Consider the following 25,679-nt stretch of genomic DNA (forward strand, 5'->3'; position numbering starts at 1 on the left):
TTGATCTTGAAGATCCTTTTGAGTGACTGATCGTCTTTTCGCTCTTCGAATGCGAGCAGGGAAGGATCCTTGAAGACGAACATGGCCAGAGCGCTCATCAGCACATCGACCATGGGGTAGGTGAGATTGGCTTGCTTTCGATCGTCTTGGACGCACTGGAATCGAGTCCGCAGTAGCTTGAAGAGTGCATCGGCTGAAAGGAACCGACGGGTTCTGGGGGAAAGCGTTTGGTCTGTCATGATGAGGGTGCTCAACGCCGAAGGATTCTGGACCCTCTCATGATAGAAAACCAGCAAGATTTTGGCAGTCCACGACTCGCCACAATCATGGCGAAGTGCTAGCAAATGCCGACCCCGCAAAACACGGCGTTTTTAACGCCGCCGGGAATCGCTGAGTTTACACGATTGCCGAAGTTGTTTCCGAACGTGTCCTAAGATTGCGAGAAGTTCGTATCCGCCAAGTGAGAAAGGCATAACATGTATCTCCAAACGAGAAAAGATAGAAACAAGCTACGCCGAACGCATTCCGCCGACCTTGGTCACGGATATGAAGCGTGCGTTGAGTGTAGGCAGTGTGAATGGCTTGTCAATCCAAAATGCAATAGCCCTATCGCGGCCGACGAAGACGCTCGATGAGGGCGCGAAGGACGACACGATCTTCTGGCATGTAGTATTGATAGTGTGCCATAACTTCGTTTCCAGCAGAATCGTGTATGGAGAAAACACCGAGCCACTCGTTGACAAATTCCGGATCTACGTCGTCCAAATCGATGGATACCGCTTGGGAGCTGAAAATCAAGCTTGGCCCAGATAGCATCCGCCCGTCTACAGTCACATCGAATTTCCGAATATCGATGGTGCAAGCCCAGAAGGCTGCACGAATCACGACGAGAAGCACTGCCCATCCGTACGGAATTCCAAGCCATCGAGTGAGGCAGTAGATTGTAATACCGATGGACAAGCTGCTGAGCGTGGTAGCAGTGAAGAAACGCCATCGGCTGGCCGAGAACGTCAGGTGTGGCATGTCAGACGCGTTCACGACATTGGCATGGGATAACGCCCGGCATCACCGGGGCCGGGTGACGCGGAGCGGAGGCGGTAAAATGGCGAAGCCAACCGCCGTAGCGGAGTGGCACACGGACTCCGGTGCATGCCATGGTTATCCGCCGGGGTGTATCTCATGCTTGTAGACTATGTTTTTGGACTCGCTTTGTTGGGCCGCTCGAAATGTGAATTCTCCGCGAGAATCGTTAAACGTCGATTCGCTCAACATTGTCCCATTTAATATTCGATGATTTACATCAAGGGTCGTCACCTGGGTCACCGCCTTAACCATGAACCGGAGGCTAGGCAATGTAACGATCTCGCCGGCCTCGTCCACCAGTGACATTTCTATGCTAGATTCGACCAAGAATGTTTTTGCTGACTTAAGATCTTCAAGCGTTTTGTTAGCTGTGCCGAATTCAGCGTTATAGAGTTCCAGGCACTCTTCGACCAGTCGTTCCCGAAAGTATCTACCGAGGAACTCTCGGAACGAACCGTACTGACAGCGATCGTTGAAAGCCGTCCAGTCCAGGATTTGCCTCAGTGGTGGGAAATCAGGGTCTTCCGTCAGCGGTTCTACACTCAATAGCTCAAACTTTGGCGAGTGCGTCACGACTGCCCCAAGCTTAACAAACCCTGCCCAGTCGGCTTCCTCTGCCTGTGCTAGCGTTAGCGTTTCAATCTGGTGCTTTTTTGCTTTGTCGGTTGCCGACCTGGAAAATCCAGTCGCAGAAACTGCGACGACTTTCTGTACCGGAATTGCAGTATATTTTCCAATTAGTTGGTCAATCCACTCTACCGTGTCCTTCCTTGATCGGTCACGGCACTCAATCGCGATGCTCACCGCGTGCCCTGCAACTGAGCCTCGAATGAGCAGGTCAACTTCGCGTAGCGTAGAACCGTCCGAGTCAGTCAACTCTTCCGACTCCAGCACCACAAACCCTTGTTCAGCGATTGCCTCGTAAATAAACCTAATGGATTGCTGGAAGCTATTGGTGCGTTTGGGCAAGTTTCGGCTCCGCCAGATGGGCTTGGTAGGGGCAACGCAAGGGGCGTAGTGTGATTTCAGTCGGATAACGGTTGCCGTCACCTAGGACGGACGATTGATTTTCCATTGGTATAATCGCGCAAGCCGTCCTTAGGTGCACGGCTTGGTTCTGGCTTTCTTTCGTGCTCGTGCTCAGCATCGCGGTGCTCGTGCTCGTAATCGTTCCCCAGCTCATAGTCTACCGACGGCTCCCTAACGCCGTCAAACTTCATCGCCATTCGAGTTAGCATCGAGACAATTCGTTTGAGCATCCGTTTCAGTTCTCGACTCGCCACGTCCTCCAAACCGTCCGTCGCAACCAGAACATCTTGAATCGCAGCACATTCAAACGCAGATCCGCGAGCAATGTCGAAAAATCGAGCACGATCTTTCAAGCTGCGCTTGCCGTTACCCTCGGCGATGTTCAGCGGAATCGATTGAGCAGCGCGAAGCCATTGATCACGAGCGTGGCGATGCAAACCGCTCAGCGATTTCGAAACGTCGAATGCAGCAGCGACGTATCCGATTGACAAACGGTAGACGTCGAGTCGATCGTGGTCGAAGATTGGTTCGGTCATGGTTGCGCCATTTCGATTACGAGCACGAGCACCGTTTCACTGAGCACGAGCACGATGGCCACTTTGTGGCAGAACGAGGTAATTATCGCCGGTTGTGGGGGTGATAAGCTGATCCTCGGGGGTGTTATCGCCGGTTGGACCTTCGGTTCCCTCGGTGACACGGGAAGTGTTATCGCCGGTTCGAGGGAGTCTTATCGCCGGTTGGCGCCGCTTGAGTATGAGGGGCCTGGATTCGGGGAGCAAGCATAATTTAGTGAGAAATTTGAGACGAACGCATTGACCTGGGCTGCTGACAAGCGAAACATCGACTCGGTAAAGCTGCGCCGATGCCGAGCGGTTTCAGACGTGCGAGCGGGCCTAAGCAGGTCGGGGGAGTTGTTTCGGTTTAGTAGCCGGTGGGCGTTAGCCTCGGTTCCTTGAACGCTTCGCGTTTGCCCGCAGAAAACCGGGGCTAACGCCCACCGGCTAATATCTAAAACGACGTCGGCGTAGGGTTGCTCACGGAATCTAGTGGCTCGCAACCGATTGCTCAGACCGTTCCAACGTGGTGGAATTTCCAAGTGCCAGTCAAACCCGAGAAGAACCAGCGTTCCCGGAACGCTTGGACGCTTAGCAGTTAGCTCGAGCATCGGCCCGCGACTGGCGGGCAGCTGAGTTTACTTTTGCTGCGTGGCCAGTTTTCGGAAATAGGCTTCGATGGCTTCGCGGTAGTGGGTCGGGAGGTCGCGACTGATTTGTTGCAGTGATTCTTGACGCTCGGCGGGGGGCAGGTTGCCCCAGCCGCTCTTGTCGCCGTTGTCCTTGCGATCGGCATCGCCCTGACCACTGGCGCCCGCGATCTGGCTGTCCTGCATCGGTTGAGCTTGCCCACCACTCGGGCTGCCGCCCTGTTGGCCACCCTGTTGTTGTTGCTGTTGCTGTTGCTGTTGTTGCTGCTGTTCTTCCACCTTGTCGATCAGCTTGGTCAGTTTGTCAATGATCTCCTGTTCCCGCTGCTGGGTCGGTTCATCCGCCCGTCCCAAATCGAGTCTGCGTGTCACATCGGTCATCAGCCGCGAAATCTCGTCGAGCGAGTCCTCTTCGAGCGGCTCAATGTCAGCGATCATCATTTCCGCGGTGCGTGAAAACCGAACGGGGATGTCGTCTTCATGCTGGAGCAGCGTTCGCAGATCCGCGAGCGCCTCTTGGGTCTTGAGCAGCGAGTGATAGCAGACGCCCCGATAGAACAGCAACGAGGCGGCATCGGGCGAACTCGCCGGATCGACTTCTGCAAAAATCGGCAAGGCTTCATCGTAGTACCGGGCGCGAACGAGTTCGCGGCCGATCCACGTTCGCAGTGCCGCACGGATCTCCGGTGGCAATGATTCCATGGCTGCGTAGTCGGGACCACTCGGGTCGAGCCGAGACGGCAGTTCGAGCAGCCGGTCCTGACCGCGAGCGAACATCTCGTTGACTGCCGTGATCTGCAAGGCGACTGCCTGCACCCACGCGGTCAGCGGTTCCGTGTCATCCTGGCGAACATCAGTCAGGAACTGTTCATTCGAGCGACCGATCTGCTCGGGAGGTGTGCCGATCGTGTCGAGGGAGCGGCGGAGCAGTTCTGACATGGCGACGGCGTCTCGCGGCTGCCAATCGGCATTGGCGCGCAGAGCGCCGCCAGCTTCCGCATCGGTCGACGGCACCAAACTCTGGTCATCGATCGGTGTCGCTTCGTGCTCAGGAATCAAGGACTCCGGAGGAAATTCGGGTTCGAGCGGCGGCTCATCGTCGCGACCCGATTCGGGAACATTTTGTTTAGGAACCGTTTCGCTGGGCACTTCGTCACTGGGGACCGCTTGATCGGCCACCCAGGTCGCATCGACGAACCCCGCGGGTGTCGGCGCCGCCGTCAGAGTGCTCGACGCCGCGATGGCTGAGAAAGACATCACGCTCAGGGCAGCGGCCCAATGGGGCAGCCACGGTCGGACCGAGTTCTCAAACCGGCTGTGTCGCGCGACCTTGGCCGTGGATGTTATCGTGGTTGGCATGAAATCAAATTCTCGGCAAACGAGTTCATTGGTTGCGTTTGGTGACCAGATCGCGGGTGATCTGGTACAGCCGATCTTGTCTTTGGGCGAGATCCTTTAAGAGCGGCAGGATTTCTTCGCCGGTGGCATTGGCCTCGTCCGCCTGATTCTGTTCCAACAGATCGCCATAGCGATCGGTGGTCCCATGGATTCGGGTCTGCATCGTCCGCAACAGTTTCAGTTCGGCGAGCACCTGCACGAGCGGTTCTTCGCCAGCCCCCTGGCTGCTGGGCTGCCCCTGTTGTTGCTGTTGCTGTTGTTGCTTCTGTTCATTGTCGCGTTGGGCTTGAGCGAGGGCCGCGATCATCTCTTCGAGAGCCGCCAAAATATCGCTCTGGATGCCTTGAGTGACCAAGTCAATTTTGCTCTGTCCGAGTCGCGTGGTGACCCGCTGGGTATCCTCTCGGAGTTGTTGAATGACTTCGGGGAAGGCGACACTCGATCCCTCTTCACGCAGCAAGAGCATGGCCCGGTCGGCTTCGAGGGTGATCTTTTGTTCCTCGAAGGCGAGATCGCCTGCCTTCAAGTCGGTGGTTCGGTCTCGCTGCGTCGGGGGTGTCTTGGCGACCTGTTCGGTTTCGTCGAGGACCGCGGACTGCATCGCAGCCATCTTACGAAGCCGTGCCTCGAGCTTGGCGAGTTCGCGCTGGATCTCTTCTTCGCGTAGCTGCCGCAGGATTTTCTCCAGCCGGTCGATGGCTTTGCGAAGCTCCTCCTCCGCTTGACGCTGTTCCTCGGTTGCCCCACTGCGATCTTTCTGAGCGAGTTTTTCTTGGGCCTGCTGCATTCGCTCAATGGCTTTCTGCAGCTGGTCCTGGGCATCCTGTTCGGGCGATTTGGGCTGCTGGGGAGCCGCCTGTTGCCCGCTCTGGGACGGCTCGCTCTGCCCTGAGGGAGACTGAGATTGCTGCGACTCGGAGGGAGACTGCTGCTCCGACGAGTTCTCGCTCTCGCCGTCTGGCTGTTGTCCGTCGGACTCCTGGGACTCGCCGGATTGACTCTCCTTCGGATCGCCCTCCTGCCCCTCGGATTCGTTCTCGGCAGCTGGATCTTTGTCGTCGGCTTTCTCGGCGTCATCTGGTTCGCTGGAGCTCGGCGAGTCTTTCGGCTGGGCCGGATCCTCAGCCTCGGTCGACTCCTGGGGGTCGCCTCCCTGTTGGGGAGGACTCATCTCGCTCTGGGAGTTTCCCCGGCTCTGGGCAGCTTCCTCGCTCTGGGCAGCTTCCTCGCTCGCCTGCTCCTCTTCCTCGGGATCGTCTTGGCGAAACTCCTCTTGAAGTGCCTCGGCTCGTTTGGAGATTTCCTCCTGCTCCTTCAAAACCTCCTCCATCTCGACGCCATTTTCGGTCCTTGCCCGCACACTGCGTTCGTTTCGCTCGGTCAATCGCAGTTGCTTGATCATTTCAGCAATGCGTTTTTTCTCGTCGCGAATGCGCGAGCTACGATCTTCGGTGAGCAGCAGCTTCAGCAAACCCTCGAGCTCTCCGGTGGCCGTTTCCTGTTCCTCGAGAGCTTTCGACAGCTGGCCGCTGGCGATCAGCGTGCTGGAACCGCGTAGTTTCTCCAGCACAAATCGCTCGCGTGATTGGCGGGCCACCCGCTTGAGCAGTGCAGCTCGCTCCGGATTCTCTCGGGATTCAACGTCCGCCAATCGCAGCAGTAGCTCCTCAAGACGAGCGTACCGGGATGCGACACTCGATTGTCGGGCCACCAACGGGTCGGCCTCGGCCGCCGCATTCGGACCGGTGCTGTCTTGCCCTGTTGCGGGCGATGTCAGCATGCCAAGCGAAACGAGGCACAGGGTGATCACCATCCCGAGCCAGCAGCGGCTGGCAGAGATCGAAATGGGTTGTGCGATGGATTCGATGCCGCGCATATTGAAATCGGTGATCGGGATTGGGATCGAGGCTCGTCTTATCTTAGCAGGATGTGAACGGAAAATTGATGCGAAAACCGGCTGTGTTCCACGTTAGAAAGCCGATTGAGCGTATTTTCGCTGGCCAATGTGGTAATTCAAACCCCTCACGCGAGCTGGTGCAGTGTCTCTGATTTGATGCTGCCCGGGGACGACGGTGATTCGGGAGGATCCGGAGCCTCTTATTGAAACAGATCCAGCACCCGATTCTGCTGTTCTTCCTCCGTTTCTTCCAACAAACTTTTTTGGTCGTCGATTAACCCGCGCATTAGGTCCAATATCTCATTGAAGCTCTCCAGGTCCAGCATTTTTTCGAGGACCGCGGAGAGTTGCAGCAAAATCTCGTCGTTGGTCGCGACGGCTTGCTGCACCGCCTGCTGCATGTCTTGCACCGTCGCTGGCTCGGCATTTTCGTCGTCCTCGGAATCCGCTGTCGACATCAAAATCCGTTCCAACTCCACTATTTGACGTCCCAACAGCGGAAAAGGTTCCTGCACGACAGCGGCCAAGGGTTCCCGGACACCTTGTTGGAGACGTTCTCGGCGGTCGACCGAATCGATGCGATTGTTGACCATTTCGAGCACGAGATCGTCTAAACCCGCGACAATTCCAGCGAGTTCCTCGGTAGATTTCGATGCCTGCAGCCCGGCTTGGCGGATCCGCAATTGCACTCGCTGGCGATCACGCAGCGCGTCTTGATCGATTTCGCTCTGTTGCGACGTGACGCTGGGATTGCCAGCCTCAGCGGGTTCGTCTTGCCCTGCCGCCGGAGGCGAAGACTCGTCACCACCAGCGATTTGCCCCAAGACATCGGTTGCTTCACCTTCGATCGCAGTCAGGCTCTGGCGCAGCCGCCGCGTCTCGTCGATCGCTTGTTCGAGCCGCGAACGAAACTCGAGCTCTCTGCGTTCGAGGGTCGCCAGGAGCACCTCGGGCGTCACAACCTGCAGCCGGATCAACTCGCCCTCGGTCACGTGCTGGCTGTCGAGATCGAAACGGTCTCGCGCTGTGGTGCCGATCGTCACCGTCGCACCGGGCTCGATCGGCTTGAGCATTTCTCGATCGACCAAGTCACGCAGGTCCATCGTCAATTCGGCTTCGCCCTGACGATCGAGATCAGGGGAGAGCGCATGGATCTGCCCAGTTGATGACGGTTCAGGTATCGCCTCCGCACCGCCGTCCAGCGCAGCCTGGTTTCGCACGCGCATCGTGATCGACATTTCGTCGACGCCATAGTCATCTGTGGCCGCTGCCGTGATGGGCAGGATCGCAATCGGCGTGATCGATGATCCGATCCCGGATAGTTTCATGCTCGTCTCGGGGGGCTCGTCACGCACAACGCCAATGAAATACCGATAGGCGGCTTGCGCCGAAATGCCCTCATTATCACGGGGCACGATACGAATCGAGGTGGCGCCGCGGACATCGTCGAGCTGGAGTGAAAAGCTCATCGCGTCGGGGGCAATCTTTGCCGGCATGACTTCCACGCCGCCCGGATCGGCCGCTGGGCTGACCTCCACTCCTGCGGCTCGCTCCTCCGCCCGCAGCCGAGCATCGAAGTCTTCACCAGTGACTACCACATCGACCTCTCCTACAGGCGAACTGGTCTGGCCCACCAGCGTGAGCGAACTACCTTCTCGAATCCGCACACCCGCTTGGTAGTCGAGTTGTTGATCGAAATTCTCGCTGGGGCTCCCCTCGCTATTTTGCCCACCGTTGTCATCGATGGAGAAAACTCGGAGGTAATCGGGATAGCGAACCCGCATCTGCATGCCCGCGATCGCCGGTGGATCGACCGCTTCGATGCGGTAGTCGCTCAAGCGGTCATCGAGCCCACGAATCGTCAATGAAACCGACCCGGCGAGCGACGCCAGGGGAGGCCCGTCGAGCACGAAGGATTGATAGCCATCGACCAATCGACCGACGCGGCGGAGATTGCTCTGCCCGCGATTTCCGTCCTCGTCGACGTAGGAGACCGTGCAGAGCGAAGGGACTTCGTGGCCATGATCTTGGCCCGCGGCGCGAATGCGGAGGGACGCGTTGCTGCCTCGTGCCAGACGCACGACGCCGTTGTCGAACTCAACCATCTGCGTCATCCCCTCCTCATCCTGCGTCGCAGCGATGATCGGAACTTCCACACCAACCATCTCCAGTGCGGCCCGCCGCGGCCACGGTGAGTCCGACCACAACGTCAGCCGGCCGACGGCGCGGGCAAACGTGTTGGGGCTCGCAACCGCCATCACGACTGCGGCGAGCAGCAGCGGGACGACGATCATGAGTTTCCGCCGGATCGGCTCGGTGCGAAAAACCCGGCTCAAGTCCACGTGCGAGACCTGCTGTTCGGCTTCCTCGTAGACCTCTTTCATAAACGTCTCGCTGTGAGCATCGCCCTCCCGCGGCGTCTCGCCGAGCTGGACGGCAGTCACCAATCGCCCACCGAACTGCGGGTGCTGCCGTTCGATCAACAGCGCCAGCGAATCGTCGGGGAGTTCACGCTGCATTCTCGAGATGAAGAAACGCCAGAGCAGCACGGCGGTCATGGCCAGCGTCGCGATCAAAACGACAGTTCTCGCCGATCGCGGCATCTCGCTGCCGCCAATCCGCACGGGCAAGTAGTCGATCAAGAACGCGATCCAGAAGGCCGCCAGGACTGCCGCTGCAATCGCTAGCATGGAGTCCCACACGATGTACCGGCGCACCCGATGTCGCAGTCGCGATAACAGTGTTTGCAGCTTCGGATGCATCGTGAATTCAGACGCTTAGACGAGGAGTGGAAAAAGGGTAAGGCCACCATCGGACCATGATACCAGCTCGCTATGCGAAGTGGCAGCCAAGTAAAAAACGCTTCCCAGAGGCAGTCCTTTACGCGAGTCGATGCAGCCGGCGGGTGATCCATTCAAACGTGAGCACCGAGGCGATCAACCACATCAAGACCGCATTGCGGCGTTCACCGAATAACCGATCCGGAGTGCCTGCGAGCACGGTCACCTGGGGCTGCGGCGCGATCTCGGAGGTGAGTTTGGCGGCGACCATCGAGGGCGTCTCACCTTCATTGACCGGAAAATATTTACCGCGGGTTGCCATGGCCAGCTGCATGAGTTCGTCATCGGCCCTGCGCGGCCTCTCCAATTCGCTCGTCGGCAAACGCACCTGCACACTCTGCCGCAGAACTTCTTGGTCGAGGGCATCGCCCACGGTCAGCTGGATCTCGTAGCTACCACTCTTGGTCGCCACAAAGTTACCCGTGTAGGTACCGCCCCGCGGCGAATCATTCGAAGGTGTCAGACGCAGATCTCGAAACCGCCCGTCGGGAGAGAGCAGCTTCGCGGTCACAAACGGCTCGCTGAGCGGTTGGTACTGCGCATCGACGAGCACAGCGCGGAGTGTGACGGTCTGCCCGACCATCGCGCGGGTGGCATCGACCAGCAACACACCGCGGTTGCTATCGCGGAGCAACCGGCCCTCGCTCACCCAGCGGATCAGTTTCGTGTAGTAGTTGTCGAAATACTGGTCGCCCGCCGCTCGGAGCCGCCACATCTCGCCGCTGCCTTGAAAATAGACACGCCCGGCACCGTAAAACTGGCTCGCTAAAAAGATCGGCAAGCTGCCACTGATTTCGGTCGTGGGGTCGGAGAAATACGCGTACACCTTCGCACCCGGTTTCGCACTTTTGACGCCGACGAAGTCGTAGACGCTGCCCACATCCTGCCATAAATCGAAGCTCTCCTGCGGCGTATCGGCTATCCACAGAAACTCGGCACTGGCCGCTTCGGAAGTGAACTGCAGCGGCCAAGCGCTGCGTCCACCCTGCCGCCCGCCGCCAAGCAACGGCCCGCGCGTGGCGAGATTCACGGGGAAGAAGCCGCGGATCTGGTTCGTGCGAGCATCGCCGCGGTTGGTGGTGATTTTGGGGTGATAGACGGGCCCGCCCACCAATACCAACCCACCGGCTTGCTGGGTGAGAAAACGATCGATGAGATCGAGCGACGCCGTACCGATCGCAGACCAGTCCGGATCGAACATCACAATCGCGTCGTACTCGAAGAGTTCTTCTGCCGTTTCCGGGAACGTCGTCAACAGTCCGTCGGCGTCTTGGCTCATACCGAGTTGCCCGGTCTGCAACCACACGTCGAGCTGGACCGATTCGTCACGAAACAGAAGGTTGCGGACAAAACGATAGTCCCGCGTCGGACCACCAGCGATAGCGAGCACTTTTAACTTCCGCGCCACGACTTCATAGCGAGCCGATTGCATATCGTCGACACGGTTGTGGTCGTCCGCAGGCGCCACGATACGAACAGCGAGTCGTCGCCGGCCGACCGTTTGCGGTTCAATTTCAAAGCGAACATCCGTGAGGCTGGCGTCGGGTTCCAACCGCACGCGTTGACTCTCGAGGACCTGCCCGCCCGGCAGCGTCGTTGACACCTCTTCGCCGTCATTACCAGTGACGGCACTCGGGTTTCCACTGTCTGTGTCTTCACCCCCATCATCCAGGGCGTCAATCAACTCCACGTCGACCTCGACAGGGGACTTGCCCGTCGCTTGCAGAACACTTGCGACAACAAATTTGTCACCGGGATAGACGCGGCGGGGTGCCTCAAGGTCGACCACGCGAACATTCGTCGGCGGTTGGCTACTGCCCAAACCGACTGGATAAAGTGAAACCTCATCCCGCCGGGCCAACGCCCGGGCGGAAGAAAGCGGCGTGGGACCATTGTTTTGACCATCGGTGATCAGGACCACGCCGGCTAAGGTTGTCGCATCGTGGTCGACGAGTATCGATCGCAACGCATCGCCGATGGGGCTCTGCGGGTCGCTGGCGGCGAGCTGAGTCTCCCAGTCAATCGCTGTCGCCTCGGGAGCCTGCAGCGAGGGCTCGTCTGTGTCATCTGCTGGCGAACCTGCACCGGGTTCGGTCGAATCTGTCGAAGGATCTTCAGAACCATCGTCTGATCCGGAGATCCCCGAATCGGAGATCCCTAGCACCGAGAGGAAGGACTGATCCGTGCGGACCGCGTAAACACTGCCTAACGAAATGATGCCAGCGATCATGGTGATCGCAGCCACCCATAGCATCCACCCGATTGTTTCATTCCCCGCTACCGATTGGCTCGCGCGATTCTGATCCTCCGTTTCCAGCTTGGCGGGCCGGAGGGAAGCGGTGGCTCCTGTGATCAAAGCCAACGCACTCGCGATCGCAAAAATAGCCAAGCAAAACAGACCAAACAAGGAAAAGGGACTGGTCGCTGAACTGCCTTCATCCCCCGGGCTGCCATCGGATCGCCCCGCCTGACCATCTGGGGTGTCGCTCGATTCCTCGTCGGCCGAGGGTGGCGTTGTGGTTGAAATCAGTCGCGGCCCACCCGCTCCACCCAACGCATAGACGCTGGTGCGATGATCTTGGTCGAAGGTGTCGAGTAGTTCTGACCTGTCGAGCAGTTCGACTGCGGCCTGGGTCCGCGAGGCTGCATCGGACTGGTCGCCGGCGGGCAGCGACATGGATTGGCTGGTGTCGACCATCACGACCACCTCACTCGGACGCGTAACGCTGCGTTCGGTGCGGCGGACCAAGTCGAAGAACAGAAACACGAGCGAGAGGACGGCGACCAGGCGTAGCCCCATTAACGTCCAACGCACCGGGCGCGGCAACTCAGCAGCATCGCGGCGATAGTAGAACAGGCAGAGCCCAACAATCGCGATAATGCCAGCCACGACGGCGGCCCAGAGCCACCAGCCATCAATCGCCGCAGCGCGGGCAAATTCATAAACGATCATTGTGACGCCTCCCGACTACCTGTTTCTTGAGGCTGCGTAGCGGTGCTCGCTCGGCGACGCCGAGAACGCGACCGCGTCTCGCCCGTGGAATGGGGTTGGGTCAAGGACGTCGAGCGGCGGAGGAAGCTGCGACCACCCTGATCGCCGGCCGACGGCTTGACGTGGTAAGAAGCCCATGCCGCCAACGCTTGCTCAACCGCCAAGAGAATTGCCAAGAGCGCCAATAAGATCAACAAGAACGTGGACATCCCACCCACGTTCGCATCGTTGTTCCAGGTCGACGCCGAAATGAACTCGATACCCATTCCCGGCATGTCACGTAGGATCTCTGCATGGGGCATTCTGGCCAGGTCCGATTCGCCTAGCCGCAGGGCAGCGGCCATCGGCAGCACACTGGTTTGCCCGTCCGTACCGGTGCGCTGCCATTCATCCACACCTGGCATCAAAAAATCATCGAGCCCTGCTTCGTCGGCGATCAACATCTCGGTCGGCGACACTTCGATCTGCGGCGATTGGTCGTCGGCTTCCAACTCGATCGACATGCGGGGTGGCTCCGGGGCGGGTAGCAGGAGTGTTGCAGAGGGGAGATACGTGTCACCGGGAACAGGCAGCACGGCGGGTTGGTCGATCAGTCGCGATGTCGGCGGTGCGGCACCGCTAAATAACATCGCATTGGTTTGCAGGAGGAACACCACGAAACTGGGGTCACCCGGCCAATTATTCCAAGCACCGTCGAGACCGGTCATCACCGTCACGATGCGGCCACGGCCGAGACCATGTCGGACCGCAATCGGCTGGCCAGCGGCTCGCGAGAGCAGTATGCGGGTGTCGATGCCAGCGTCTGTTGTCGACTCGACCGCGTTTTCACTGGACTCGGCCGTCTCGGCGCCATCCAGAATCGGGCTGAATCGGTCCGAGTCGTCATCTATCTCAGGGCTCCAAGCACGCTCGATGTTGACGAGCCCGAACACACCGTTGCCCGCTCGCGAGATCGGGCCGAGTAGATCTCCGTCTTTGCCGAACACCAATTCACCGCGACCGGATTGGCTCGCGGGCACCGGCTCATCGCTCAGCGGATTCTGCTCGTCGCTGGCCTCCACCCGATCGAGCGGAAAGGGCAGTAAACGGCGGTCGTCGCCCGCCAGCACACGGTTGTAACTATCGGCAGAAACATCGGCTCCTAGAAACCATGCGATGCCTCCCCCATCGCGCACATATTGGCGGAGTGTCTGGGCGAGTCGATCGCTGATTTCGGGAATGTCGACCAAGTAGATCGCTCGATATCGCTGTAGCGTTTCCAGCGACGCGTCACGGAGCATCGACGTGGGACGCACTTCGGGAATGGCTCCGATACGGACCTGGCTGCCCGGATCCAACACGGATGAGATATGGTAGGCGCCGAGACCATCGGCATCGCCGTCGACGATCAACACCCGCTGCGCGTCGGCCAGTGGAATCGTGCAAACCCGTGTGTTGTCAATCGCCAAAGCATCGTCGGGCAAGCCCACTCGCACGACGTGCGTGCCGGGGCGATCAATATAAATTTGGAACGATTTGGTCAGCTGCTGGCCTGCTGGAATGGCCTCGACCATGATCGCCGGTAGGCTCTGCGTCGTGCCACTGAGCGCCGATGTGGGATCGGCGATTTTGACGTCCTCCCCGTACGTGATCACCGCAGCAGAGAGGGCAACATTCTTGACCGCGGTATCGGCGTGATTCTTGATCGTCACATTGACCATCACGGGCACGCCCGCCACCCACACGTCTGGCTCGGGCGTCAGGTCGGTAATCGCGAGGTTGCGTGGCGGTGCCGGATCGTTGTTTTCCATGCAGTCGACCAAGCGAATTTCAGCACCGCTCTCATGAGCCTTCTCCAGTGACGCGGCCAATCGACGAGGAGACTGCCAATCGCGACGCGAAAAATCACTGATCACATACAGTCGCCGCTCGTCGGAGGGATTGGCACGGAGCAGATCGCCGGCCAAGTCGATCGCGGGCACCAGGTCGGTTCTCAGCGTGGAGGCCTGCGTGCTCATCAATCGCTCGATCTGGCGCGCGTCGTCGGTGAGCGTTTGAGCGGCGATGTCTGCAGCCGCGTCGGCGGTTCCATTGTTGGAATCATTCAGCACTGCGGCCCGGCTGGCCCGCATCACGGTGAGTTGATGCACGCCCTCATCGGCGCTGAGACGGCGGACCAAGGTCGCCACCGCGCTCAACGCCCGATCATAGGCAATCGTGTCGCGGCCACTATCGCTAACGGCGCCACCCTCAGCCCCACCGCCGGCACGTTGACGCATGGAGTAACTGTCATCGAGCACGATTACATGATGCGTTGTCTGGCCACCGATTGCCCCAATGAACCGCTTGCCCCCGATCAAGCCTGCCAGAACCGCGATCAATAGCGCCGCCACCGCCAAGCGTGTGAGCAACAGCAAGAGTTGACGCAGTACGATCCAGCGCCGTTGCTTGCGGTAGCTCGCCAGCAAGAAATCCATCGCCGCCCACTTTGTACGACGGTGGCGCAACAGGTTGATCAGGTGAACCAATAGCGGAACACCGACAAACAGGAAACCAACGGCGAGGGTGGGGTAAAGGAACAAGGGTGCGAAAGGATTGAAAGAGAGGGTGCGAATGGAAGCTTCGGACTGGGCGAGACGATCGGAGCGACAGAGCCGTAGCTCTCGAGGCTCTCAAGAAGGTTAAGCCTTTTGGCGGGCGGATAGGAATTTGGCCAGGACGGCGTCGAGCGGGTCGGAGGTGCGGACCTGCATGGCGTCGATCTTCAAACGGCCGCACGTGCGACGTACCTGCTCTAAGAATTGATCGAGGGCTTCGAGATACCCCTCTCTCAAAGCGGCTGGGTTGCAGTTGAGAAACGCGGGGTCTTCAAGGCCTTCAAAACGCGTCGCACCGGTGAACTCGAAGTCGATTTCATCATCGTGGAGAACCTGAAACAGGGCGACATCGTGTCCCTGGGCCCGCAGCAGACGGAGGCCTTCGGTGAGCGATTCCACGCCGAGCAAGTCCGAGATCACGCACACCAAGCCACCTCGTGGGATCGCAGCGGCGACCTGCCGGGTGACTTTGGGGAGCTGCGTTTCTCCGTCGGTCGCCGATGACGCCAGCGCCCGCAGCATCCGGTGGAGTTGGTGCTGGTTGCTGCGTGCGGGGACACTGTCGCGAACCTCGGTATCGAACGTGAACAGGCCAGCGGCGTCCTTTTGCCGGAGGGCGAGGTAAGCCAACGAGGCCGCAATCGACGAGGCGTAGTGGAACTTATTGCGATCGCCTTGACCGTAGCCCATGCTGCCACTGCAATCGACGAGCAGGTGCAAGCGGAGGTTGGTTTCCTCTTCGTACTGTTTGATCGTCAAGCGATCTTGGCGCGCATACACCTTCCAATCGATATGCCGCAACTCATCACCGGCCACGTAGGGGCGATGCTGCAGGAACTCGATCGACTGGCCGAAGTACGGACTGCGGTGCATCCCCGACAGAAACCCCTCGACGACCCGGCGGGCCGTCAGTTCCAATCGGCGAACGCGAGCAGTGACCTCAGGTCGCAAATATTTTTTGGAATCGGGCATCGCGTGACAATTCGTCTTCGGTCGTAGGGGTCGCTCCAATGATTCGCTCGATCACGTCATCGCTCGTGATGCCTTCGCTCTCGGCCGTGAAGTTGACGACCATGCGGTGGCGCAGGACGGGGGGGGCGAGGGCGGCGATGTCGTCGACCTGCACGTGGTGTCGCCCTTGCAATAACGCTCTGGCCTTGCCACCGAGGATCAAGAATTGAACCGCCCGGGGGCCAGCCCCCCAGCCGACGAGATCATCGACAAAGTCGGGGACTCCGTCGCCGCCCACCCGAGTTTGACGGACGAGCGAAAGGGCGTAGCGGATCACATGATCGCTGACGGGAACCTGGCGAACGAGGTGCTGTAACCTCAGGATCTCCTCCGCGGTGAGGACGGGTTCGGCAACTTCATCCGACGTGCCCGTGGTGCGGCGGGCAACTTCAAACTCCTCGTCGAAACTCGGGTAGTCGACGAAGATTTTGAACATAAATCGGTCCTGCTGCGCTTCCGGCAGGGGGTAGGTACCATCCTGTTCGATTGGGTTTTGCGTCGCCAGGACGAAGAATGGGTCGTCGAGCACGTGCCGTTCTCGGCCGGCGGTGACCTGTCGCTCCTGCATCGCCTCGAGCAGCGAGGCCTGGGTTTTGGGCGGCGTGCGGTTGATCTCATCGGCCAAAACAATATTGGCGAACAGCGGCCCCTGCATGAACCGCAGTTCGCGGTGCCCTGTGGCGCGGTCCTCCTCGATGATCTCGGTCCCGGTCACATCGGCAGGCATCAGGTCGGGGGTGAACTGAATGCGGCTGAACGAGAGATCGAGCGTTTTCGCGAGCGTGCTGATCATCAGCGTTTTCGCGAGCCCGGGAACGCCTTCGAGCAACACGTGTCCGCGGCTGAACAGGCAAATCAAGATCTCGTCGATCACGTGTTCTTGGCCGACGATGATCTTGCCGAGTTGGGCCAATACCCGCTCACGGGCGGCATGTAGCAAGCCCACGTCGGATTCACTGACAGGGGGTTGGTTCATTCAGACGGTCTCGAAAGGGTCGGTTTCAGTCAAAGAGTCCTCGCAGTTTAACCCACCGAGCAGGTTTGTGATGCCGGGGGCTTCAAATTGTGAACCCGAGCGCCCCGAATTCCCAGCTTGATCTTGTGTTGGAGGCCCCCAATGGGCTAGCTCTGCGGTTGAAACACTTGCCCCTCGGTTGCCGATTTGTCGCAAGCGGTCGCTAACGGACAGTTGTTTCATGCAATCGAATCGTTTGTGAGGTAGTCGACCACCCCGTTTCGAACAACGAGTTGGTGATGGCCTGAACCGCTCTGTCGATGCGTGCCTGCCAAACGCTCCGTCCCCCTCGCCACCACAATCCAGCCATGTCCCGTTTGCATCATCGCCTTTTCTGTACAGCTGTCTTAGCTGCCTGGGTCATCGTGCCGATGGGCTGCGCGAGCTGGTTCGGACGAAACTCCAACGACGAAGACAGAGAGCATCTGCAGAAACTGCTTCGTGTGCCCGCGCTTCCTGATCTCATTCGCGAGGCTGCGATTCCCAACGGGATGCAGGAGATTCGCGTCAATGGCGTGGCTGTTGTCAACCAATTGCCGGGCACGGGCGGCCCTGCCCTGCCTTCAGGGTTCCGCGAGCGTTTACTCGAAGAGATGAAACTCAATGAGATTCCCGAGCCCAACGAGTTCCTCGAACGTGACAGCAATGCGCTCGTGCAGGTCCGTGGGCTGATTCGCCCCGGCGCTCGCCGCGGCGACGTCATTGATCTGCAAATCCTCACACCGCCCAAAACCGAGGCGACCGACCTCCACGGCGGATGGTTGCTCGACACTCGATTGCGGCATCAACAATTGCTACAGAACACCGTCCGCAGCAGCGATGTGCTCGCGATCGGGACGGGCCGGATGCTGACACGCGCCGATTACGACGGGACCGAGGACCCCACCCTGCAGGTGACCGGCCGAATTTTGTCTGGTGGTGTCGTGCAATCGGACCGCAAACTTGGGTTAGTGGTACGCCCTCAATTCCAGCACGTCGAGGTGTCCAAAGCGATCGCCAAGGCGATCAACAGCCGCTTCTACTTCTTCGATGGATCGACCCGCCGCGGGATCGCCAAGGCGACCGAGGACGATTTCATCGAGATCGATGTGCACCCTCGCTATCACGAGCGTGAAGAGCGATTGATGACCGTGGTTCGTGCCCTCACGCTCGCGGCAGAATCGAGCAGCACGCAAACCCGATTGGTTGAGCTCGGCAAGAAACTGCGGACGCCGACGACGGCGGCCGATGCGGCTCTGCAACTCGAGGCGATCGGTGAAGGCGCCGTGCCGACGCTGGTCGAAGCGACGAAGCTAGAGAATCCGGAACTGCGATTCTATGCCGCCGAGGCGTTGGCGTATCTGGATCGTGTTGAAGCGATCGAGCCCTTGATTGATAGCATACGGGCAGAACCGGCCTTCCGTGCCCCCGCCTTGATCGCCCTCCAAGGCATCGACCAAACCTCGGCCGTGGCAGCCTTGAAGGGATTGTTGGACGAAGCCAGCCTCGAGGCCCGCTACGGCGCGATGGCCGCGCTGCGTGACCGTGAAGATGGCCGCGTGACACTGCGTGGGGAAAACCTGCAGGGCCAGTTCCGCTTGTATGAAATCGAATCCGCTGGCCCCCCCGCGGTGATCGTTTCACTGATTCGCAAACATGAGATTGTGCTGATGGGCGACCTCACCCCGCTTCCGCACTCGATGTCCATGATCGGCCCGGATGGAATCGTGATTCGACCCCTTGAGGATACGAACACGAACACCGACAGCACGCGGCTCCGAATCAGTCGCTTCCGACCCGGCAAGCCCGACGCGTTTGCCGAGGTCGATGCCAACGTCGCCAGCTTGATTCGCGGGATTACCGAGGTCGGTGGCGTCTACGGCGACGCCATCGCCACCCTGCGGATGGCCAAGGAGCAAGGCATGCTCGTCGACCAGCTCGCCTTCGATCCACTACCGAAATCTCAACGGACCTACTACCGAGACGGTGCCGACAGCGAGAGCGAAGAGGATGACGAATCCGATGAGAATGAAGAGGACGGCGGCGACGAGGACGAGGACGAGGACGAGGACGACGAGTAGACCGGCCTGAGAAGGCTGGTCACAAGACATCTGCGATGGTGTTCGCTTACGCTCCAACGGCCGGCTATTCTCTTCAACGCCGTCGGCGAACAACAACTCGTGGATAGTAGCCAGCTCGTTTTGCGAATGTTCCCGAGTTGTTCGCTATTCGCAACGTGATGCAAAAGGTGGATCGCAGCGGCCATTCGGCATCACTCGAGTCGATGTCGTGGGCAACACGACAGCCACGTGGTGCTCTATCATGGGAACGTCAGGGCCGCAGATACAACGACGGCGCCTCACAAAAACCAATCGCGAGCCTCTGCTACCGAGGGAAAATCTTAGCCATGCACCCGAATCCTCCTGTCTCGTTCCAGTCGCATTCGCCTCGATTCCGCTGGGTCGGGATTTCAGCAGCAGCCGTTTTCGCCTTGGCTTGGTGCATCATCGGGTCGTTTGGCACGCCGCTGCGGGCGGATGATCCGACCGCGGTCGCTAGCCCCGGTGCGGTCGCCAATCAGCACAATGTTTCCCAGTGGCTTGACCAGCAACTCCCGGAAGTTCTCCAGCTCTACGCATGGCTGCACGCTCACCCGGAGGTTTCCTTTGAAGAGAAGGAGACCGCTGCCAAACTCGCCGGGCTGTGGCGTGAAGCGGGATTCGATGTCACCGAGAATGTCGGCGGTTTTGGTATCGTGGGCGTATTGAAAAATGGCGAGGGGCCGACCGTGATGCTCCGGACGGACCTCGACGCGCTACCCGTTACCGAGCAGACGCCGGTCCCCTATGCCTCGAAGCAAACGGTCACGCGCGAAGATGGTAGCAGCACCGGGGTGATGCACGCCTGTGGCCATGACATCCACATGACAAACCTAACGACGGTATTGCAGTGGCTCGCGGAACATCGGGACGCTTGGTCGGGAACGCTTCTCGCCATCGGCCAGCCCGCTGAGGAACACGGCGCGGGAGCCAAAGCGATGCTCGAAGACGGACTGTTCGAGCGTTTCCCACGGCCCGACTATGCCTTGGCAATGCACGTTGGCAGCGACACGCCGACGGGCCAGATCAGTATACGACCGGGTTTCTCGCAAGCGAATGTGGATAGTGTCGATATCACGATGAAGGGTCGCGGGGGGCATGGATCGGCACCTCACACGACGATTGATCCCGTCGTGCAAGCCGCCGAGTTGGTGATCTCGCTGCAGATGATCGTCAGTCGAGAGATCGCGCCGATCGAACCCGCTGTCGTCACGGTCGGGTCCATCCACGGCGGAACGAAACACAACGTGATCGGGAACGACTGCACGCTGCAACTGACCGTGCGAAGCTACAGCCCCGATGTCCGCGATCAATTGCTCAAAGCGATCCGCCGCCGGGCCTTCGGAATCGCCGCGACCCACGCCGCCCCCGAACCCGATGTCGTGCTCAGCGAAGGGACACCCTCGTTGAAAAACGATGCGGAACTCGCCGGCAGAATGAGGACTGTTTTCAGCGAACTACTCGGCGATGACAATGTCGTCGAGAATGAACCCTCGATGGGTGGCGAGGATTTCAGTCGATATGGGATCGAAGGCGTGCCAATTTTGATGTACAAGGTCGGTTCGGTCAGCCAAGCGAGACTCGATCGATTTGAAAAACTTGGCATCCCCCCCGCCTCGTTGCATTCGGCCGTCTACTATCCTGATGCCGAGCAAACGCTGCGCGTCTCCATTGGCGCCATGACGTCAGGGGTCTTGGAATTGATGCCGCCGAACTGAACATGCCGAGCGAAGTATACTGGGTAGAGAAGTTTTTGGACCATCCCGTCTGACGGGGCTGGCATCACCTCGAGGGGAAGGTAGAGAACATGGGAGTTCGTTTTGCTTGTCATGCTTGTGGCAAGCGACTGAACATCAAATCAGAGCTAGCTGGACGCCGCGGAATATGCCCGGCGTGCTCAGTGCGTTTTCGCATACCAGCACACGACACGGAAACCTCCACGCCGATCCACGCCAGCGAAGCTCCGAACGCACCGGGGGCAACCGCGAGTCAAAAATCGCCTGTGGGAGCCTCGTCAGAGTTTGCATCCCAGTCAGAATCAAACGCCCAGTCAGATTCAGGTTCCCAGGCAGCTGCGGGGTCGCCGCCGGACTCGCGAAACAACCAACCTGCGGCCACGGCATCTCCAGCGGCCGCAACGAGTGCCAGCAGTCCGGTGTCCAACTCATCGGCCGCGAATCGTGAGCACGTCGCTTCCAGGCAATCGCTGCTCGATGAGCTATTGGGTGGGGCGTCGGCGACATGGTACGTGCGTCCCTCGAGCGGCGGACAGTTCGGACCGGCCGACGGTCCCACGCTCGGCCAGTGGATTGAAGAGGGCAGGGTCGCTGACTCGGCGATGCTGTGGCGCGATGGGTGGCCGGAGTGGCAGGTGGCGCGGGACGTGTTGCCGCCGAAGCAGGATGCCGCCCCAGCGCCGGCAGAGCCGCTGACCTCGCCATCGCCAGCCCGAGCCCCGGCCCCGGCCCCGGCCCCAGCCCCGGCGTCGCCTGCGAGAGCGCCCGCAGCTGCGTCACCGGCAAGAACGCCGGCAGCAACGTCTGGAAGAGCGTCTGGAAATTTGCCTGGAAGAATCCCCGCTGCTGCGACGTCTCGGAAAGCGCCCGCGGCGGCGGCCCCCGGCTCGCGAGCTGAATCCGAGGCGCCACTGCTGACCGGCGGCAAGGTGCTCGACACCAATAAAAACCGCGTCTCGCGAAAACGGCTAACCCTCAGTGTCATGCTGGGGTTGGTCTTCGTCGTACTGCTGACTGCGCTGATTCTTGTCTTGCTGTGGTCCTAGCTGGACAATCCCTGCGTCCGCGTTCAAGATACGCGGATGAATTCTGAAAATACCGCTTTTGCCCTCGACCGTTTGCACGAACGCAGCCGCGATCTCTTCGCCGAATCGCTGGCTCGACCGGCTGACCTTCGCTGCTCCGCCCATGAGATTGGCGGGGCTCGCGTTCTCGACTGCGGTGTCGACGAACTAGGATCCTTACAACTAGGCCTGGTATTGGCGAAGCTGTGCCTCGGCGATCATGCCGAGGTTGGACTTGCGCCCGCAGAAAACGACATGGTAACGGACATGGCGGTGACGGTTTCGACCGACCGTCCCATCGCCGCGTGTCTGGGGGGCCAGTACGCGGGTTGGCCGCTTTCGGTGGACTCGTTCTTCGCGATGGCGAGCGGTCCGATGCGGATGCTGCGCGGCCGCGAAGAGATGCTTCAGCAACTCGGCTTGAACACTCCCGCCGAAGCACATACTCATGCCGTGGGCGTGCTCGAATCCGATCGCCTGCCCGGGGCCGACGTGATCGCCGAAATCGCGGACGCATGCGGCGTTCCCGCCGAACGCGTTTGTCTCGGAGTCGCCTCGGTAACCTCAATCGCCGGCTGTGTGCAAGTTGTCTCGCGGAGTGTCGAAACAGCGCTGCACAAACTGCACGCCCTCAACTTTGACGTTCATACGGTGGTCTCGGCGACGGGCATCGCACCGCTACCGCCGGGAGCCAAACGGGGTGACAGTGTGGGTGGGATTGGTCGCACCAATGATGCGATGCTCTATGGCGCCAAAGTCACCCTGTGGATCGATGCTCCCGACGCTGCCATCGATGCAGTCGCCGACAAGATCCCCAGCCATTCGTCGTCGGACTATGGGCAACCCTTTGCCACCCTGTTCCAACAGTACGATTACGATTTCTACAAAGTGGATCCGATGCTATTCAGTCCCGCAGTGGTAACGATTCATTCGCTGCAAAGCGGACGGACATGGCGCAGCGGCAAGCTCGCCCCGGACTTGCTCCAGGCGTCGTTCGGAATGGACTCGTGAGCGAGAGACCGCACCGGTGAGTTCACCACGCATGCTCGTCCTCGGTGGCCGGCCGGCTAATCGAGCTACCACGACACCGCTGGGTTGGCATCTCAATGAGCTGCGAGCGGCCGGAACGCGATCGGGCGTGGACGTCTGCTTCGCGGATTATGAATCCATCGTGGCGAGAGTGGATCGGGCCGGGGCGAGCTCGAACGTGATGGGCGAAGCCCCGGATACGGGCCATCGATGCGGATGGCCGCTTGACCAGTTCGATGGGATTTTGACACGTACGATGCCTCCGGGCTCCATGGAACAGATCCTCTTTCGGCTGGCAGTCTTGCACGATGAATACGGGTGTCGGGCCAAGAGCGACAATGCGGCGAGCATCGTCAATCCACCGGCGGCTATCGAGCTCGCGATCGACAAGTACGCCACGCTCGCGAGAGTTGCCCGGATGGGCATTGCGACGCCTGCGACAGGCATTGCCCAGTCCCGCGCCGAAGCGATGGAATTGTTTCACCAATTCGGCGGCGATGTGGTTGTCAAACCGATCTTCGGCGGCGAGGGCCGCGGCGTGATGCGAATCCAAGATCCGGAGCTGGCCTGGACAACCTTCTCGACGCTACAACAACTCGGAGCGGTTCTCTACGTGCAGCAGTTCGTTGCACCGGGGGGGCGTGACTTGCGACTGCTCGTCATCGGCCCTCACGTGCACGCGATCCGGCGGACCTGCCCAGACGGTTTTCGCACGAATGTCCGAGCAGGCGGTACCGCCGAGGCTGTTGAACTGTGCGATCATTGGCGCGACTTGGCCTGCCGGGTCTGCAGCGAATTTGGATTGACCCTGGCCGCAATCGATCTACTCGAGACGACCGCTGGGAACGACTACCGGCTCGTCGAGGTTAATGCGATTCCTGGTTGGAAGAGCGCGCAGCGGACGATCTCCGTCTGCTTGGCCGAACAAATTGTTTCCGTCTTGAAAGACAACATCCTATGAATTTTGCTGCAGACGGCCATGAGCCCGACGACGCCTCGGATCGCCCGACTTCACCTGAGTCCTCGTGTGCGGATCGCATCCCGAGCGGTTTGGCCGGCGGGAATGTCGCCGACCGATTGACGCGCATCTCGCGATTGCTGCCTGGTGCGATCGCGATCGCCGAGCCTGCTGGGCCGCCGGCTAAGCACGGTCACGACCGTGACTACGCGTTGACCACGTTCAAAACGTTGGACCAACGGAGCACCGAGATTGCTCTCGGATTGGCTGCATGGGGTGTCCAACCCGGCATGCGACTGGTCAGCCTCGTCCCGTTCGGCGCCCAATTCATTGAGTTGGTTTTCGCGTTGATGAAGGCCGGCGTGAGTGTGGTATTGATCGACCCCGGCATGGACCGCAAACACCTCGTCAATTGTTTGCAGGAAATCAATCCCGATGGGTTTGTGGGGATCCCAAAAGCCCAGGCGATCCGAACGCTATTGCGGCACCGTTTCCCGTCCGCACGCTGGAATGTCACGGTCGGCAGACGGTATTTTTGGGGTGGCAAAACGCTGGCACAGATCGTGGAAATGGGGCAGCGCGAGAAGACGTCGCTCCCTGAGATCGATCATGAGGACGAAGCCGCAGTGATCTTCACGACAGGTAGTACAGGACCGCCCAAAGGCGTGTCCTACACGCACGGCACCTTTCATGCCCAGATCGACCGGATTGCCGAGCGGTACAACATCCAGCAGGGTTCACGTGACCTCGCTTGTTTTCCCTTGTTTGGCTTGTTTGATGCGGTGATGGGCGTGACCACGATCATCCCTGACATGGACCCCACCCGGCCCGCTGATGTCGACCCGACCAAACTCATTGCCGCGGCTCGGCAGTGGGAAGTGGATCAAGCATTCGGGTCTCCCGCACTTTGGAAAACGGTCACCCGTTGGTGCGAGGAACATGCCGTGGGACGTCCCTTCCCAACACTTTGCCGCGTCCTCTCCGCCGGGGCTCCCGTTCCCGCAGCCACGCTGGCGAGCCTCCGCCGGTTTGTCAACGAGGACGCGAATATCGAAACGCCTTACGGAGCAACCGAAGCCTTGCCGATCGCGTCGATCGAGTCGCGGCAAGTGATCACCGAAACGGGGCCGGCCGCGAACAAGGGAAAAGGCGTCTGCGTCGGCACTCGTTTCACCGGAGTGCAGTGGAGAGTCATCGAGATCGACGATGATGAGATCCGCGAACTGTCAGATTGCACGGAATTGCCACCCGGAAAAATCGGCGAGCTCCTCGTCACGGGGCCGATGGTCACTCGCGAGTACGTGACGCGAAGGGACCAGAATCGCCTGCACAAGGTCCACGACGGCGACACCGTTTGGCACCGAATGGGAGACGTTGGATACCTCGATGCCGACGACCGCTTTTGGTTTTGTGGACGCAAGGGACACCGGGTTCTGACGACGGACCGTACATTCTTTACCGTCCCTTGCGAAGCCGTCTTCAACGTCCACGATGAGGTGGAGAAATGCGCGTTGGTCGGCCGTGGCCGGGCGGGGCAGCAGACACCCGTGATCGTGGTTCAACCGACCGATCTCGCGGTCGCACAGGATCCCGTGCGACGCGATCAGTTGATCGAGCGATTGCAGCAGGTAGCGACGCGGAATCCTCTGACCCAGCGGATCACTGAGTTTGTGATCCGCGGCACACCGCTGCCGGTGGACATCCGGCACAACAGCAAGATTTTCCGCGAGAAACTCACAGCGGAGGTTAATCGCGGCGAATGAACCACG

General features: G+C 59.8%; 17 protein-coding genes. 7 read left to right on the plus strand and 10 right to left on the minus strand.

Going from position 1 to position 25,679, the window contains the following annotated elements; translation table 11 throughout:
• The 3 genes from CA85_RS24835 to CA85_RS09945 form a co-directional block, all read right to left on the minus strand.
• A partial coding sequence (locus tag CA85_RS24835; protein WP_222435426.1) for a hypothetical protein occupies positions 1 to 239 on the minus strand: 239 nt, incomplete at its 3' end.
• Between the two features lie 919 nt (positions 240 to 1,158).
• Complete coding sequence (locus tag CA85_RS09940) at positions 1,159 to 2,052, minus strand: restriction endonuclease (RefSeq protein WP_186774847.1); 894 nt, start codon at positions 2,050 to 2,052, stop codon at positions 1,159 to 1,161.
• Between the two features lie 77 nt (positions 2,053 to 2,129).
• Positions 2,130 to 2,648 carry a four helix bundle protein gene (locus CA85_RS09945; RefSeq protein ID WP_146390591.1) on the minus strand — a complete coding sequence of 173 codons (519 nt, stop codon included), beginning with the start codon at positions 2,646 to 2,648 and terminating at the stop codon, positions 2,130 to 2,132.
• Positions 2,649 to 2,702: 54 nt separating this feature from the next.
• On the opposite strand from CA85_RS09945, the gene CA85_RS09950 reads away from it, so the two are divergent.
• The gene (locus tag CA85_RS09950) at positions 2,703 to 2,897 is read left to right on the plus strand and encodes a hypothetical protein (protein ID WP_146391182.1); all 195 of its coding nucleotides are present in this window, start codon (positions 2,703 to 2,705) and stop codon (positions 2,895 to 2,897) included.
• Positions 2,898 to 3,304: 407 nt separating this feature from the next.
• Here the strand turns inward: CA85_RS09950 and CA85_RS09955 are convergent, their stop codons facing one another.
• From CA85_RS09955 to CA85_RS09985, 7 genes are all read right to left on the minus strand, one after another.
• A complete protein-coding gene (locus CA85_RS09955) occupies positions 3,305 to 4,675 on the minus strand; it encodes a tetratricopeptide repeat protein (RefSeq protein ID WP_246112660.1) in 1,371 nt (456 codons plus the stop codon).
• Positions 4,676 to 4,700: 25 nt separating this feature from the next.
• Positions 4,701 to 6,590 (minus strand): coiled-coil domain-containing protein, encoded by a 1,890-nt coding sequence (locus CA85_RS09960; protein ID WP_146391183.1) that lies wholly within the window; start codon positions 6,588 to 6,590, stop codon positions 4,701 to 4,703.
• A gap of 221 nt (positions 6,591 to 6,811) precedes the next feature.
• On the minus strand, positions 6,812 to 9,373 hold the full coding sequence (locus tag CA85_RS09965) for a polyketide synthase (RefSeq protein ID WP_146391184.1): 2,562 nt from the start codon (positions 9,371 to 9,373) through the stop codon (positions 6,812 to 6,814).
• A gap of 118 nt (positions 9,374 to 9,491) precedes the next feature.
• Positions 9,492 to 12,404: a VWA domain-containing protein gene (locus CA85_RS09970; protein ID WP_146391185.1), complete on the minus strand. Its 2,913-nt coding sequence runs from the start codon at positions 12,402 to 12,404 to the stop codon at positions 9,492 to 9,494.
• The gene (locus tag CA85_RS09975; RefSeq protein ID WP_146391186.1) at positions 12,401 to 15,004 is read right to left on the minus strand and encodes a BatA domain-containing protein; all 2,604 of its coding nucleotides are present in this window, start codon (positions 15,002 to 15,004) and stop codon (positions 12,401 to 12,403) included. The genes CA85_RS09970 and CA85_RS09975 overlap by 4 nt, the downstream gene beginning before the upstream one ends.
• 99 nt (positions 15,005 to 15,103) lie before the next feature.
• Positions 15,104 to 15,970, minus strand: coding sequence for a DUF58 domain-containing protein (locus CA85_RS09980; RefSeq protein WP_146391446.1), 867 nt, complete (start codon positions 15,968 to 15,970; stop codon positions 15,104 to 15,106).
• Entirely contained in the window at positions 15,960 to 17,006 is a 1,047-nt protein-coding gene (locus tag CA85_RS09985) for an AAA family ATPase (RefSeq protein WP_146391187.1), read from the minus strand. Before CA85_RS09985 ends, CA85_RS09980 begins: the two co-directional genes overlap by 11 nt.
• Positions 17,007 to 17,353: 347 nt before the next feature.
• On the opposite strand from CA85_RS09985, the gene CA85_RS09990 reads away from it, so the two are divergent.
• From CA85_RS09990 to CA85_RS10015, 6 genes are all read left to right on the plus strand, one after another.
• Entirely contained in the window at positions 17,354 to 19,105 is a 1,752-nt protein-coding gene (locus CA85_RS09990; RefSeq protein ID WP_186774848.1) for a HEAT repeat domain-containing protein, read from the plus strand.
• Positions 19,106 to 19,431: 326 nt separating this feature from the next.
• Positions 19,432 to 20,841, plus strand: coding sequence for a M20 metallopeptidase family protein (locus CA85_RS09995; RefSeq protein WP_146391188.1), 1,410 nt, complete (start codon positions 19,432 to 19,434; stop codon positions 20,839 to 20,841).
• 89 nt (positions 20,842 to 20,930) lie between these two features.
• Complete coding sequence (locus CA85_RS10000; RefSeq protein ID WP_186774849.1) at positions 20,931 to 21,905, plus strand: DUF4339 domain-containing protein; 975 nt, start codon at positions 20,931 to 20,933, stop codon at positions 21,903 to 21,905.
• Between the two features lie 36 nt (positions 21,906 to 21,941).
• Complete coding sequence (gene mch, locus CA85_RS10005) at positions 21,942 to 22,934, plus strand: methenyltetrahydromethanopterin cyclohydrolase (RefSeq protein WP_146391190.1); 993 nt, start codon at positions 21,942 to 21,944, stop codon at positions 22,932 to 22,934.
• A 16-nt stretch (positions 22,935 to 22,950) separates the two neighbouring features.
• On the plus strand, positions 22,951 to 23,913 hold the full coding sequence (locus CA85_RS10010; RefSeq protein WP_246112661.1) for an ATP-grasp domain-containing protein: 963 nt from the start codon (positions 22,951 to 22,953) through the stop codon (positions 23,911 to 23,913).
• Positions 23,910 to 25,673 carry a fatty acid CoA ligase family protein gene (locus CA85_RS10015; RefSeq protein ID WP_146391191.1) on the plus strand — a complete coding sequence of 588 codons (1,764 nt, stop codon included), beginning with the start codon at positions 23,910 to 23,912 and terminating at the stop codon, positions 25,671 to 25,673. The genes CA85_RS10010 and CA85_RS10015 overlap by 4 nt, the downstream gene beginning before the upstream one ends.
• The last annotated feature ends 6 nt before the right edge of the window (positions 25,674 to 25,679 follow it).

This window comes from Allorhodopirellula solitaria (assembly GCF_007859855.1).
Taxonomy (GTDB): Bacteria; Planctomycetota; Planctomycetia; order Pirellulales; family Pirellulaceae; genus Rhodopirellula; species Rhodopirellula solitaria.

What these genes read in the sequence shown, in the direction of transcription:
- CA85_RS09945 (WP_146390591.1), bottom strand. Translation starts at nt 2,648, where the DNA reads ATGACCGAACCAATCTTCGACCACGATCGACTCGACGTCTACCGTTTG.
- CA85_RS09950 (WP_146391182.1), top strand. Translation starts at nt 2,703, where the DNA reads ATGGCCACTTTGTGGCAGAACGAGGTAATTATCGCCGGTTGTGGGGGT.
- CA85_RS09955 (WP_246112660.1), bottom strand. Translation starts at nt 4,675, where the DNA reads ATGCCAACCACGATAACATCCACGGCCAAGGTCGCGCGACACAGCCGG.
- CA85_RS09960 (WP_146391183.1), bottom strand. Translation starts at nt 6,590, where the DNA reads ATGCGCGGCATCGAATCCATCGCACAACCCATTTCGATCTCTGCCAGC.
- CA85_RS09965 (WP_146391184.1), bottom strand. Translation starts at nt 9,373, where the DNA reads ATGCATCCGAAGCTGCAAACACTGTTATCGCGACTGCGACATCGGGTG.
- CA85_RS09970 (WP_146391185.1), bottom strand. Translation starts at nt 12,404, where the DNA reads ATGATCGTTTATGAATTTGCCCGCGCTGCGGCGATTGATGGCTGGTGG.
- CA85_RS09985 (WP_146391187.1), bottom strand. Translation starts at nt 17,006, where the DNA reads ATGAACCAACCCCCTGTCAGTGAATCCGACGTGGGCTTGCTACATGCC.
- CA85_RS09990 (WP_186774848.1), top strand. Translation starts at nt 17,354, where the DNA reads ATGTCCCGTTTGCATCATCGCCTTTTCTGTACAGCTGTCTTAGCTGCC.
- CA85_RS09995 (WP_146391188.1), top strand. Translation starts at nt 19,432, where the DNA reads ATGCACCCGAATCCTCCTGTCTCGTTCCAGTCGCATTCGCCTCGATTC.
- CA85_RS10000 (WP_186774849.1), top strand. Translation starts at nt 20,931, where the DNA reads ATGGGAGTTCGTTTTGCTTGTCATGCTTGTGGCAAGCGACTGAACATC.
- mch (WP_146391190.1), top strand. Translation starts at nt 21,942, where the DNA reads ATGAATTCTGAAAATACCGCTTTTGCCCTCGACCGTTTGCACGAACGC.
- CA85_RS10015 (WP_146391191.1), top strand. Translation starts at nt 23,910, where the DNA reads ATGAATTTTGCTGCAGACGGCCATGAGCCCGACGACGCCTCGGATCGC.